Origin of the sequence: Halalkalibacter lacteus, assembly GCF_036663595.1 — a bacterium.
Lineage (GTDB): Bacteria > Bacillota > Bacilli > Bacillales > Bacillaceae_D > Halalkalibacter > Halalkalibacter lacteus.
Genome location: NZ_JAWRVL010000028.1, coordinates 1 through 12,829, shown reverse-complemented (window position 1 = coordinate 12,829; position 12,829 = coordinate 1). Strand labels below are relative to the sequence as shown.

Sequence of the window (12,829 nt, the reverse complement as noted above, 5' to 3'; positions counted from 1 at the left end):
TATCGCTCCTTTCTCATCATATTTGTTACATGTCTTATTTTTGGGCGCATTGGCTATTATACGGTTATTAGCAAGTGATTACAAACTTCAAAAAGGAACGGTTTTTACTTTTTTGAACAAACTCTAAGTAATGAGCGGAGTCGCTGCCATCTTTTAAGCACGCTATGAGCTGGTTTCTCATAGCATGCGCCCAGCGATTGAAGCCATTTCACTTTCTCAAAAAGAGGCGTCTTTTACCTTTTGAATCAAAAAAATAAAACAAGAATCGGTCCTATTATCGAAACAATTATAGCACTAAGTGTCATAGCTATAGAACTTGCCGCTCCTTCTTCCTCACTGTTCTCTAAAGCCTTAGCTGTACCAATTGCGTGAGCTGCACTTCCTGTTCCAATTCCTTTTGCAAACTCACTTACAATCTTACACCTTTTGAATACATACGGGGCAAGTACTACTCCTCCAATCCCGGCTACTGTGACTAGAACAGCAGCCAAAGGGGGAATTCCACCAATGGTTAAGGCAATATCCATTGCTACTGGAGTCGTAACTGATTTGGGAACGAGTGAAGAAATTAGGTCTTGTTCAATCCCTAACCATTTAGCAAATAGCAGCCCGCTCATAATCCCTACCACACCACCCGCACTTACACTTATGAAAATGGCTAGGAAGTTTCTTTTTAACATAGTTAATTGTCGATATAAAGGATAAGCGAGTGCTACTACTGCTGGTCCAAGCAAGTACTCTAACCACCTTCCTCCGCTATGATAGGTATCATAGGGAACTTGAAAAAGGAGTAAAATAATAATGATGATGATGGTTGAAATGAGTAACGGTAGAGTAAACGGAAAAGGATAACGTTTATAAAATGCTTTTGCTGCTAAATACGTGACGATCGTTAGAAAAAAAAATCCTATGGCAGTTACTACCATCATTTCTTATCCACCTCCTTTTTATTTGCTAGTTTTTCTCCAAGAAAGCCAGTAACAATCATGACGATAACCGTACTAATAAGAGTTATAAAGATTAATAGAATTCCTAGCCCACTAAACACATCTAGAAATTGCAAAATTCCAACCGTAACCGGTAAAAATAAAAGAGGCATATGCCGTAAAATAAAGGATGAACCTTCTTCAATTAAGCGAACTGGTAATACCTTAGTTAAGAGAGCAAGAAACAAAAGCAGCATCCCAATAATGCTGCCTGGTATCGCTAATGCAAACTTGTTCTGAATCAAAACGCCAACAAAATAAAAAATAGATAAAAGTGCGACATGAAGGATCAGAGTAATAATCTTCATCTTGAAACCCCGCCAAATTGAAATGACTTTTCTACTTTGTACTTAGGTTCCTCTGTCAAAACACTTTTATAAAGTATGATTTCCTTTACATCCCATTGATCATCCGCTTTTATCTTTTTTTCCATATTAGCGTGATATTCTCTTTGTCCAATCCACTTTCTCGCTAGAGTTATATGCGGTGAGAATGCCCTTTTATCAAGGGAAAAACCAATTTTTTCACATTGTGCAAAAATCTCTTGCTGCAACGATACTAATCGTGGTTGATTCTTTACTCCTATCCAGAAAATTCTTGGTCTTTCTTTCGTACCAAATGTCCCTAACGTTGATAGTTCTAGAGAAAAAGAGGTCCAATTAGAAAGCAATGAATCCATTCTCATTTTTATTTGTTCTAACTGTTTCACCGTACAAGCTCCGAGAAATACAAGCGTTAAGTGAAGATCTTCTTCATGTACCCAACGGTTAAATGTAAATGGTTTCTTTTTAATAATTGTTTCATTTAATTTTTGTTTCAGTGATTTCGGTAAAGGAACTGCTAGAAAATAATGAGATTGCATCGTCACTCTGCTCCCTTCTTCCATGTTTCTATAGTAAACCAGAATCCCCTATTTTACTCAAATGGAATCTTTACCAAGTTAAACCGTCCTTTTTGCTTTTAAAGGCTATGGCTGCTCTCGTTGATTTGAGGTTGTGCAAAAAGGGGAAAACAGTCCCTTTTTGCACAACCTCGAATAGGAAATCCGTTTTTTTCTATGATAAAATGATTGTATTATATATAAAAGAGGAAGTGTACCTATGACAGTTGTAAATGATATTGCTGATTTAATTGGACGAACACCCCTTGTCCGTCTAAACAAAATAACTAATCCAAATGGAGCAATCGTTTATTTAAAAATGGAGATGCAAAATCCAAGCGGGAGTGTAAAAGATCGTGCTGCCTACAACATGATCATTCAAGCGGAAAAAGATGGCCTCCTTAAGCCTGGTGCGACAATTATAGAACCAACTAGCGGCAATACCGGTATCGGCATTGCCATGAATGCTGCTGCAAAAGGGTATAAAGCGATCCTTGTTATGCCTGATACGATGTCACTAGAACGAATTAACTTGTTAAAGGCTTATGGAGCTGAAGTAATCTTAACGCCTGGAGACGAGAAGATGCCAGGTGCCATTGAAAAAGCTCATCAACTGGTAACTGACATTCCAAATAGCTTTATGCCTATGCAATTTGAGAATGCTGCGAATCCCGATGCACACCGCTTTACGACAGCTCTTGAAATTAAAGAAGCACTTGATGAAATTGGGAAACCATTATCTGCTTTTGTAGCTGCTTCTGGGACTGGAGGAACGATCACAGGCACAGGTGAAGAACTTAGGAAATTTTATCCTAATAGTACCATTCATGTAGTCGAACCTGCAGGATCTCCTGTATTATCTGGAGGACAGCCTGGACCACATAAATTAGTCGGAACAAGTCCTGGCTTTATTCCACCCATCTTAAATGAAGAAGTTTATAATGAAATCTTAAAAATAGAAGATGAAGATGCCTATCGCGTGACAAGAGCGTTAGCAAGACAAGAAGCCATCCTTGTTGGACCGTCTTCTGGCGCTGCCTGCTTTGCAGCAATGGAAGTAGCAAAACGCCTTACTCCAAATGATGTCGTTGTTGCGATTGCATGCGATACTGGCGAACGATATTTATCGACTGATTTGTTTCAGTTTGATAAATAAGTAACATGTACTAAAAGCAAAAGGTCTGTCCCCACTTGATCGGAGGCAAACCTTTTTTTACACTACTTTCAGCGAAAAAACCATTATTCAAATCTCACTCTTTGCCAATTCATAAATGGCTTCAGCGTAAATAGCTGTCATGCGCAATAGATCGTCAATATCAATATATTCATCTCTCTTATGAGCAACATCCTCACGCCCCGGGAACATGGGTCCAAATGCGACACCTGTCTTAAGTGAACGCGCATACGTCCCCCCACCAATCGCTAATAACTTTGGCTCTTCGCCCACTTGGCGTCTATAAACAGCTTGTAGCGTTTGAATTAGCGGGTGATCTTCATTAACGTAGTTAGGACCCATATGATCATGAACTGTAAAAACGGCGTTGTTTGTTTGTGCAACTTGTTTTAATCTTTCTATACATTGTTCTCCAGAAGCGGTAACAGGATAACGAATGTTAAAGCCTACTTTCGCTTCTCCACTTTCATCAAAATCAAACAAACCGGCATTCATCGACAACGCCCCAGAAACATCATCATAGGCTGCTATGCCAAGTGCCTCACCGTTATAATCACAATATTTAACAATAAATTCAAGATAATCATTTGCTGTTTTTTGAAAGGGGATAGTTGATAAAAATTGAGCTAAGTATACTCCTGCATTTAAACCGTTCTCTGGAGTCGAACCATGAGCAGCCACTCCTTCATACGAAAGAATTAATAAACGATCTTCAAATTGAGCATAACCATTATGTTTGTTGTTGAAACGAAAACTTCTGAAACGCTCTTCTACTTTTTCCAATTGCTCCTGTTCTCCGCTTATCATTGCCCGTGCTTGATCTGGTACCATATTAAATCTTTCTCCAGCCTGAAATCGACTAAGGTGTAATGGAACTTTGGTTGAATCAAAAGGATCTCTTTGCCCCCAATTGAACGTTACATCAGTGATCCCTTTTTCCGCATGGATTATCGGAAAATCAGCATCTGGGGCAAAACCTACCGTTGGCATCTCTTCCTGTTTAAAGTAATGATCAACACATCGCCAATTGCTTTCCTCATCTGTACCAATAATGATCCTTACACGTTTTGATAAAGGAAGTTCTAACTCTTTTACAATAGCCAAAGCAAAAAAAGCTGCCAACGTAGGACCTTTATTATCAATTGCACCACGTGCATATATACGATTATCTCGAATCTCAGCTGAAAAAGGAGGAGATGTCCACCCTTCACCCGCAGGAACTACGTCTATGTGACATAAAACGCCGACACTTTCCTCTCCCTTGCCATGTTCAATAACGCCTGCATATCCATTTATATCTTTTACAAAAAAATCATATTGTTCACCTTTTTGTAATAAAAAGTTCAAAGCCTCCGCAATTCCTGTTCCAAATGGATGTGACTCGCTACTGCTTGATTCATCTAAAACACTGTTAATACGCAAAAAATTCTGTGTTTCCTCGATCAGTTGATCTCTTCTTTTGTCTACTTCTTTCGTCCAATTTATGATTGACATTCACATCACCTTTCGTATTTGCACGAGAAATAATCGTACAACGTTTTTGCATAGTTGTTTGAATTATTGTAAACTGTATACAACGAGGAATGAACCAAGCTTCATTTGAATTACTTACAACATTACCTTTCCCACATTTAAAAAGCAACTAGAAGTGGGAGAAGCAGAACGGTCATCCCCCTTTTTAAAGCGTGAGAAATATGGTACCCTCTTCAGCCGTAATGACATACATGATCTAACATGCCATTACATAGACTCTACTTAAGAACTAGTCATGATTATGAATAAGGAGTGGTTTTTTGAAAACTTCAACTGATCGTATGCTGACTCGTATCAAGTCTATCTACCTTTACATTAAACAAAGGGGGACCGTCACAACGAATGAATTAGTTGAAGAATTCGGCATAACCCAACGGACCATTCAACGTGACCTTAACGTACTAGAATACAACAAACTTGTTGAAAGTCCTACACGTGGCAAGTGGAGTGTTACTAAAAAGAAAACTCGAGTTTCATAAAGATGTATAAGAAACCAAGGCTTAACAAGAAGCCTTGGTTTCTTATTTGGGGAGGAGTAAATCTACTTCTGCTTCCGTTAATTCTCTGTAGGTCCCTAATTCTAGTTCAGGATCAAGTGTGAGCTTCCCTATTTTTGTTCTTTTAAGGGTGAGTACTTTCTTATCAACTGCCTCAAACATTCGCTTCACTTGATGGTATTTTCCTTCCGTAATCGTTAATTCGATTTCAGACACGTCCCCTTGCTTTTGAATGAATAAATCTGCTGGCTTTGTAACATAGCCATCATCAAGAGTGACACCTTGTTTAAATAAATCAATATCTGTATTTGTCACTTCTCCGCGAACCGTGGCAACATACGTTTTCGTTACATGCTTTTTCGGTGACATAAGCGAATGCAAAAATTGTCCATCGTTTGTAATGAGAAGCAATCCTTCTGTGTCTTTATCAAGGCGACCGACAGGAAAAGGTTCGTACATCTCGTGCTCGAATAATAGCAAATCAATAACCGTTTCATGCTGAGCATCTTCCGTCGCAGAAATAACGCCTTGTGGCTTATTAAGCATTAAATAAATGAAAGGTTTGTATTTTACAATTTCTCCGTAAACCGTTACCATGTCTTGGTCCGTGTCCACATGAAGCTTTCCTTCTTTTACGACATCTCCATTCACATGGACACTCCCTGATTTCATCAGCTTTTTTACATCTTTTCGCGTTCCAAATCCCATATTTGCGAGTAATTTATCCATTCTCATTCGATTTACTCTCACCTTTCTGTTGCAAGTGATCTGCAATCTTTCTAGCAAATCCCCCTAAATCATTGCTTTGATAAGCATCAATCACACCATGAACCGTTTGATCAAACGTTTGTTTAATGATCAGCTCAGGAAGATTATGCTGTATCATCCTTTCATTTAAAAGCAAAATCATCCTTATCGCTTCTTCTGTTCCTAGTTGGTTCGCAAGTAATACTTCGTCTTCTTGCGCAATGACAATGTCCATTGAAGGAAACCACTTACTGAGTGTTGATCGTTCTTCTTGATATTGTGGAGGTATCGCGAATAACCCTTTTAATTGCTTTTTCACGACATTTGCATGACCTGCTAATTTTAACGGAATTATTTTCCTTCCACCGCTCCATTTTTTCACGTCACATTCATCAACAGCTGTAGCCATATGATAAATTGTCACGTCGTTTGAAAAAAGGGCAGCATTTCCCTTTAAAAATTCCTCATAACCACTTTTTGGTAAACACAAGAAAACAAATTTCATTTCAGAAAAGAACGTCTTCTCTCCTTTTTGAACATCAGTAAACTGCTGTAACAATGTATCAACAGTTTGTTGATTTCGTCCATACAAATACGTTTCCTGCTTTTCTTTTAGTACCTCAAGTAACATGCTAGCAAGACGACCTGATCCAACCACTAATTTCATTCTATCCTGCCTCCTCTCAAAATAAAAAGAAAGAGCTGGTAATCAACGTGATTAACAACTCTTACAAACTTGAGTCCTCGGTTTCAAACATATAGTGCCTTGTTCGTATATTAACATTGAGAACAATTCCCATCGCTAACATATTTGTCAAAAGTGCACTTCCTCCATAACTAATAAAGGGTAGTGCTAAGCCCGTTATTGGCATTAAACCAATTGTCATCGCTATGTTTTGGAAAACTTGGAACACAAGTAAGCCAATAACTCCTGCAATTAAATAGGTTCCAAACAAATTGTTACAAGTTAACGCAATAATGATCATCCGATAAAATAATAAAAAATACGTAACCAATAGTACCGTTGCACCAATAAAACCAAACTCTTCTCCAATTACAGTGAAAATAAAGTCAGTATGAATCTCAGGAATTCGATCACTTTGTGTTTGGATTCCTTGCATGAAGCCACTTCCTTGTAATTGGCCAGAACCAATTCCTCTCATGGCATTCACTAATTGATAGCCAAAGCTACCTTGGTGTTCATAAGGATCTATCCAACCATATATTCGGTCAAGCTGATGCGATGCAATGAATTTTGTAAACAATTCAAAATTATAATTATGCAACCAAACAAGTGACATAATTCCACCAATTGCAGCTAAACCAAGAAATAAGAGAATTCGCCATGCAACACCAGACATTAACAACATCGTGGCCATAATACTCGCAATGACTAGCGCGGTCCCTAAATCAGGCTGTCGTAAAATTAAGAAAAAAGGTGGTAACCCAATTGCAAAGACTCTTGCAACAATGATTAGATCAGATTGTATATCTTTTTTGGTTCGGTTTATCGTTACTATATACAGCATATGAGCTAATGCTACAATAAGAAAGATCTTCATGAATTCAGACGGCTGAATTTCCGCAGGACCAAAATCAAGCCAGCGTTGTGATCCGTTCCGAAAAACCCCCAAAGGTGAATAGGCAACAAGTAACAGGAACGTAATTCCTATTCCGTAAAGAGGAATAGAAAAGTTTTTAAATAAATCATAATCGATTACCATGACCCCAACCATTACCATAATTCCGACCACAAACCAAATAATTTGACGCTTAACATAATAGGTTGGGTCCTCACTAAAATATTGACCAGAACCACTATAAATCGCTAATAAACTAAAACACATGAGCACAAACAACAAAAAGAGTAGCGTATAATCAATCTGTTGAAAGCCCGATTTCCGTTCTTCCATTGTCTCCTCCATCTATAAGAAGCAGCTTCAAGCATTTATGAAGCCGAAAGCTGCATTTCTTCCTTGTGTTCTTTCAGTCTTTCTTGTCGGATGTTATTACGCGAAATGTTCGCTAAAATCGCCAATGAGACGAGAGTAAAAAATAATGACGATCCACCATTACTTACTAACGGTAGTGTAATTCCAGTTATAGGTAACATCCCAGTAACTGCACCAACATTAAAAATAATTTGGACTGCGATTTGAAACACAATTCCAAATGCAAGTAAACTACCAAATGGACTTTTGCAACGAGACCCAATCATGACACCACGAACTAAAATAATACTATGTGCCCCTAATACAAATAAGACTCCGAAAAGACCTAATTCTTCTCCCACAACAGCCATAATAAAATCAGTGTGAGCTTCCGGTAAATAAAAGAGCTTTTGAACACTTTGTCCTAATCCAGTTCCACTAAGCCCTCCATGTGCCAGCGCAATATACGACTGAATGATTTGATGACCAGTGTCTGTTGGGTCAGCAAATGGATCTTGAAACGAGGTTAGGCGTTTCACTCGATAAGGAGCAGATAAAGCAAACACAACAAAAAGAGTGATCCCGACCATCCCTAGTCCAATGAGATGTCTCCATTTTGCCCCTGAGAAAAAGACAAGAAAAAACGTCACGATAAGAATAGACGTTGCTGTACCAAGATCAGGTTGCATCATGATTAACCCAAAAACAAAGCCAACTACAACTAATGGAGGCATAACCCCTTTTACAAACTGATCGATGTAGGCTTGTTTTTGCGAATACACTTGTGCAAGGTAAATAATTATTCCAATTTTCACTAATTCTGTAGGTTGAAAATTGATCGGTCCAACTCGTATCCAACGTTGCGAACCGTTAATTTCATGCCCAATGACAGGTAATAAAACCAAAAAGAGCAAAATGATCGATAATAAAATAATGAGTGGTGACATTTTTCTATAAAACCGATAAGGAAAATGCATAACAATGATAAAAGCAAAGACAGCCAGTCCAAACCATAAAAGCTGTCGTTGTATAAAAGCATACGCGTTAGGGATGGTCTGTCCAATTCCCATTGCGTAGCTTGCACTAAATACCATCACCAAACCAAATCCTGCTAACAGGAACGTCGTGATAATTAATAACCAGTCGTTATCTTTACGGAATGAATACTTCATCGCGCCCCCCGCTCTATCATAACATTCAAAACTTGATTTTATCGTTCATAGAGTAGAAGACAAGTTTACCTTCCACCTTCGTTCAGCAATTCAACTGTTTTGAACAGTCTCTTTTATTATATCAAACGACATATGCAAGCAAAAGAGGCATTCATTGCCAACCATTGTCGAAATACAGAAGAGCTTGACTCTTGCAAGGTCCCCCCATGAGAAATATTACTTATCTCCTACGCTCATCCTCAGCCTAAGACAAACTCAGGCGAAAGTCTTAGGTTCTCTATTCTCTCAAATACTTAGCTCTCATCAGGAGCAGCTGATGTCAGAACGCTTCTTCCGTTTCGCTTTAGCTAGAGAGGGCGACTAAAAATATCACTAAACATTTCCTCGCTTTATTCCTGTTGTCGTTGTTTCTTTTTTTGTAAAAATAGGAATCTGTTCCCAAGTACGTGTCCTGCTAAATTAGAACGATACCCTAAGTACAAATAAATAACTGCTCCGACAATAACACCAACAAATAAAGAAGGAAAAGCTCGTAGTTGCGATGTGATAGGAAGGAGATTTTGCATTCCGGTATTAACGATCATTACACCACTAGCCATGACAATAGTAAATATACTGATTAATAAAGTACGCTTTGCAATTAACCTGTAATGAAACTCAGCAAACTTACCAATCGCCCATACTGTAATCATGATAGAGATGGTGTATCCAAGATAGGTCGCTAACACTCCGCCTATAGGTCCGAGAACGGCAAGGAGCCATGCATTAGTCAACAGCTTTATAAGAAGTCCTGCTGCAAGGGCGATAACTGCATACTTTTGCTTATTCATTCCTTGTAATATTGCTCCCGTTACAGCAAAAAGAGAGAAAAATAAGGTAATCGGAGCATAATAACGTAAAATATAGCCTCCAACCTCTAAATCTTTCATCCCATAAAGTGCACCAAATGCAGGATAGGCAAGTACGGACATTCCAACAGCTGCTGGAATCGTCAAAAATAAGATCACTTGATATGTTTGTGTAATTTGTTTTTGTAGTAATGCTGTATCATTTGTTGTAAAAGACTTCGTGATCGTTGGCACAAGCGTTATTGACAGCGCCGTTGCAAGCGCCATTGGAATCAAAATAATTTTATGCGCAGTGTTAGAAAAAACAGCAAACGCCACTTCTGACTCTGCTTGGTTCATGAAAGAACCGATTAATGCCCGATTAAAAGTAAACAAATCAATTAATTGATAAAGTGGTATGGCAAGTCCAACAAATGATAATGGCAAAGCATACGCAATTAATTCTTTGTACATCTTTTTTAGAGGGAGTTGATGATCAACTGTACTTTGTTCGATCTGCTCATAAATATACTTCTTTCTTTTAAACCAATAAATCATAAGAACAGTAAGTCCACCAATGGCCCCCACAAATGCCCCAAATGTCGCAAACCCTACTGCTACTCCAAGGCTTCCTTCCATAACATTAACAATGGAAAACGTTACAGCAAGAATGAACACTATTCGAACGATCTGTTCAATCACTTGTGAAACAGCTGTCGGTCCCATTGATTGAAATCCTTGAAAGTAACCGCGAATGATGGACATAATCGGGACGACAATTAACGCAACACTTACCATTCGGATCGTAAACACAATATCTTCAAAAGAATTTCCATTCTCTGTTGGATTCTCAATAATCAAAGGGACAATATAGGGTGCCGAAAAAAACAAAGCAAGAAAAGCGATAAGTCCAGATATAGACATAAATAGCAAACCGGATTGAAACAACCTATGCCCTGTTCGATAATCTCCTAATGCATTATACTTTGATACAAATTTAGACACCGCAAGCGGTACTCCTAAGGTCGCTAAGCTCAACAACACCGTATATGGCAAATACCCATATGAATAGAGCGCAATTCCTGTTTGACCAACAATTGCGGTAAACGGAAAAATATATATAAGACCTAAAATTTTTGAAGCAAAAGTAGCCGCGGTCAGCACCATCGTCCCGCGCATTAATTTCGAATCCGCCACACCCATTCCTACCTTCAATAGATTTTAGAAAAACTTGACCTCTCTCACCCGGAATAACTGATGACAGATCGTTCTTTCCGATTCGACATCAGCTATGGAGGCGCTTATACTCTAGACCTATTTATATGTTATACATTCAATTTATCATTCATTAATCTAAACCTTTTAAGGTGAATCTGAACTCCTTTTGCATTTTACCATAGTCTAGACCTAGTTGCTCGAACTATGAGCGAATTCCTTTTTTTATCGAAAAATGGTACTGTAAGTTAGAGATTATTCAAAAGGTAGAACAATCGACCAAACATTGCTTCGAGGTAGTTTAATAAAGGAAAACAGCCTTTGTCTGAACTAGCTCTGTTAGAAAAATAGAGGTGAAGGAAATGAAGACATATGACGTAATAATTATCGGTGGAGGGCCTTCAGGTCTGATGGCCTCCATTGCCGCTGCTGAACATGGTGCGACTGTTCTTCTAGTTGATAAAGGAAATAAACTTGGACGCAAACTTGCCATATCAGGTGGAGGACGTTGTAATGTAACAAACCGAATGGGTATCCAGGAATTAATTGCTCATATTCCAGGAAATGGACGTTTTATGCATAGTCCCTTTTCTGTCTTCAATAATGAGAATATAATTCAATTTTTCGAAGGATTGGGGATCAGCCTAAAGGAAGAAGATCGTGGTCGCATGTTTCCTATTAACGATAAAGCTATAACAGTTGTTGAAACGCTACTTAATCGGGTTCGTGAGCTCGGAGTAAAAATTCGGACAAATACTGCTGTTAAAACGATTCAATATACAGAAGACGCAGTAAATGAAGTGGTATTACAAAATGGTGAACGTCTCCCTACTCAGACTGTTATAGTAGCCACTGGAGGAAAATCAGTTCCGCACACCGGTAGTACTGGCGACGGTTATCCTTGGGCACAGAAAGCGGGACATACCGTTACAGAACTTTACCCAACCGAAGTACCGATAACTTCCAACGAAACATTTATCCGTAACAAAACATTGCAAGGATTGTCATTACGCGATATTGAATTAACGGTTTTTAACCCAAAGGGGAAGAAAATTATAACACACGATGGCGATATGATCTTTACACACTTTGGAATTTCCGGGCCTGCAGCGTTAAGGTGTAGTCAATATGTTGTCAAAGCATTGAAGAAATTCAAAACGAAAACGATTAGAATGGAAATCGATCTTTTTCCTTCTTTATCAGAGGAGGTACTTTTTCAACAATTGCTTGCGAAAGTGAAAGTTGAACCGAAAAAGTCGATGAAAAACTTACTAAAGGGGTTTGCCACCGAGCGCTTCTTACTGTTTATTTATGAAAAGCTCAATCTTGAAATACAAGCGCCAGCTTCTACTGTTTCTCATGAGAGTTGGCGATCACTTGTTACGATCTGTAAGCATTTTGAGATTGACGTCAATGGTACGCTCTCGATTGAGAAAGCGTTCGTCACAGGTGGTGGAATCTCCATTAAAGAAATCGAACCAAAAACCATGCATTCCAGAAAGAAAAAAGGACTGTATTTTTGTGGGGAAGTGCTTGATATTCACGGTTATACAGGGGGGTATAATATTACTGTTGCTTTTTCTACAGGGTACACAGCAGGAAAATCCGCGGCAGAACAAGTTGTTCACAAATAATATCCACATTATCCACAACGGGAAATTTTCCCCATCACGTTATTAAATCCGACAAAATTCACACTAACTCAACATATTCACATGTGTATATATTGAGTTATCCACAATCTTATTCACAATATATACAGGTATAAAAGACTTACATATGTAAGTCTTTTCAGATTGTTGAGAAACCCCACTTTTTCAAGTGGGGTTTCTCTTATGCCTTTATCTTTCTTTCTAAAATCCAATAA

At 38.4% G+C, this 12,829-nt stretch carries 12 protein-coding genes; 3 read left to right on the top strand and 9 right to left on the bottom strand.

The features are described from left to right. Positions 1-245: 245 nt before the first annotated feature. From SAZ04_RS17325 to thpR, 3 genes are read right to left on the bottom strand one after another with little or no spacing between them, the layout of a single operon-like run. A complete protein-coding gene (locus SAZ04_RS17325; RefSeq protein WP_332697550.1) occupies positions 246-929 on the bottom strand; it encodes an LrgB family protein in 684 nt (227 codons plus the stop codon). Continuing rightward, a complete protein-coding gene (locus SAZ04_RS17320; protein WP_332697548.1) occupies positions 926-1,294 on the bottom strand; it encodes a CidA/LrgA family protein in 369 nt (122 codons plus the stop codon). Before SAZ04_RS17320 ends, SAZ04_RS17325 begins: the two co-directional genes overlap by 4 nt. Continuing rightward, positions 1,291-1,848 carry an RNA 2',3'-cyclic phosphodiesterase gene (gene thpR, locus SAZ04_RS17315; protein ID WP_332697608.1) on the bottom strand — a complete coding sequence of 186 codons (558 nt, stop codon included), beginning with the start codon at positions 1,846-1,848 and terminating at the stop codon, positions 1,291-1,293. The genes SAZ04_RS17320 and thpR overlap by 4 nt, the downstream gene beginning before the upstream one ends. Before the next feature lie 238 nt (positions 1,849-2,086). Here thpR and cysK point away from each other — a divergent pair, with 238 nt between their 5' ends. Next, positions 2,087-3,022 (top strand): cysteine synthase A, encoded by a 936-nt coding sequence (cysK, locus tag SAZ04_RS17310; protein ID WP_332697545.1) that lies wholly within the window; start codon positions 2,087-2,089, stop codon positions 3,020-3,022. An 87-nt stretch (positions 3,023-3,109) separates the two neighbouring features. Here cysK and pepV read toward each other — a convergent pair whose 3' ends face one another. Beyond that, the gene (pepV, locus tag SAZ04_RS17305; RefSeq protein WP_332697543.1) at positions 3,110-4,534 is read right to left on the bottom strand and encodes a dipeptidase PepV; all 1,425 of its coding nucleotides are present in this window, start codon (positions 4,532-4,534) and stop codon (positions 3,110-3,112) included. A 299-nt stretch (positions 4,535-4,833) separates the two neighbouring features. Here pepV and SAZ04_RS17300 point away from each other — a divergent pair, with 299 nt between their 5' ends. Beyond that, a complete protein-coding gene (locus SAZ04_RS17300; protein WP_034744682.1) occupies positions 4,834-5,052 on the top strand; it encodes a DeoR family transcriptional regulator in 219 nt (72 codons plus the stop codon). Between the two features lie 42 nt (positions 5,053-5,094). On the opposite strand, the gene SAZ04_RS17295 is transcribed toward SAZ04_RS17300, so the two are convergent. The 5 genes from SAZ04_RS17295 to SAZ04_RS17275 all read right to left on the bottom strand — a co-directional run bounded on the left by SAZ04_RS17295 (position 5,095) and on the right by SAZ04_RS17275 (position 10,950). Beyond that, entirely contained in the window at positions 5,095-5,805 is a 711-nt protein-coding gene (locus SAZ04_RS17295) for a pseudouridine synthase (RefSeq protein ID WP_332697538.1), read from the bottom strand. Beyond that, complete coding sequence (locus SAZ04_RS17290; RefSeq protein WP_332697536.1) at positions 5,792-6,484, bottom strand: hypothetical protein; 693 nt, start codon at positions 6,482-6,484, stop codon at positions 5,792-5,794. The genes SAZ04_RS17295 and SAZ04_RS17290 overlap by 14 nt, the downstream gene beginning before the upstream one ends. Positions 6,485-6,545: 61 nt before the next feature. Further along, positions 6,546-7,730 carry a rod shape-determining protein RodA gene (gene rodA / locus SAZ04_RS17285; protein ID WP_332697534.1) on the bottom strand — a complete coding sequence of 395 codons (1,185 nt, stop codon included), beginning with the start codon at positions 7,728-7,730 and terminating at the stop codon, positions 6,546-6,548. A gap of 35 nt (positions 7,731-7,765) precedes the next feature. Next, on the bottom strand, positions 7,766-8,920 hold the full coding sequence (ftsW, locus tag SAZ04_RS17280; protein WP_332697532.1) for a putative lipid II flippase FtsW: 1,155 nt from the start codon (positions 8,918-8,920) through the stop codon (positions 7,766-7,768). 389 nt (positions 8,921-9,309) lie between these two features. Next, positions 9,310-10,950, bottom strand: a complete 1,641-nt coding sequence (locus tag SAZ04_RS17275; protein ID WP_332697530.1) for a putative polysaccharide biosynthesis protein — start codon at positions 10,948-10,950, stop codon at positions 9,310-9,312. Between the two features lie 374 nt (positions 10,951-11,324). On the opposite strand from SAZ04_RS17275, the gene SAZ04_RS17270 reads away from it, so the two are divergent. Then, positions 11,325-12,596 (top strand): BaiN/RdsA family NAD(P)/FAD-dependent oxidoreductase, encoded by a 1,272-nt coding sequence (locus SAZ04_RS17270; protein WP_332697528.1) that lies wholly within the window; start codon positions 11,325-11,327, stop codon positions 12,594-12,596. Positions 12,597-12,829: the final 233 nt, after the last annotated feature.

Coding starts and splice junctions, on each gene's coding strand:
- SAZ04_RS17325 (WP_332697550.1), bottom strand. CDS start 929: ATGATGGTAGTAACTGCCATAGGATTTTTTTTTCTAACGATCGTCACG.
- SAZ04_RS17320 (WP_332697548.1), bottom strand. CDS start 1,294: ATGAAGATTATTACTCTGATCCTTCATGTCGCACTTTTATCTATTTTT.
- thpR (WP_332697608.1), bottom strand. CDS start 1,848: ATGCAATCTCATTATTTTCTAGCAGTTCCTTTACCGAAATCACTGAAA.
- cysK (WP_332697545.1), top strand. CDS start 2,087: ATGACAGTTGTAAATGATATTGCTGATTTAATTGGACGAACACCCCTT.
- pepV (WP_332697543.1), bottom strand. CDS start 4,534: ATGTCAATCATAAATTGGACGAAAGAAGTAGACAAAAGAAGAGATCAA.
- SAZ04_RS17295 (WP_332697538.1), bottom strand. CDS start 5,805: ATGAGAATGGATAAATTACTCGCAAATATGGGATTTGGAACGCGAAAA.
- SAZ04_RS17290 (WP_332697536.1), bottom strand. CDS start 6,484: ATGAAATTAGTGGTTGGATCAGGTCGTCTTGCTAGCATGTTACTTGAG.
- rodA (WP_332697534.1), bottom strand. CDS start 7,730: ATGGAAGAACGGAAATCGGGCTTTCAACAGATTGATTATACGCTACTC.
- ftsW (WP_332697532.1), bottom strand. CDS start 8,920: ATGAAGTATTCATTCCGTAAAGATAACGACTGGTTATTAATTATCACG.
- SAZ04_RS17275 (WP_332697530.1), bottom strand. CDS start 10,950: ATGGGTGTGGCGGATTCGAAATTAATGCGCGGGACGATGGTGCTGACC.
- SAZ04_RS17270 (WP_332697528.1), top strand. CDS start 11,325: ATGAAGACATATGACGTAATAATTATCGGTGGAGGGCCTTCAGGTCTG.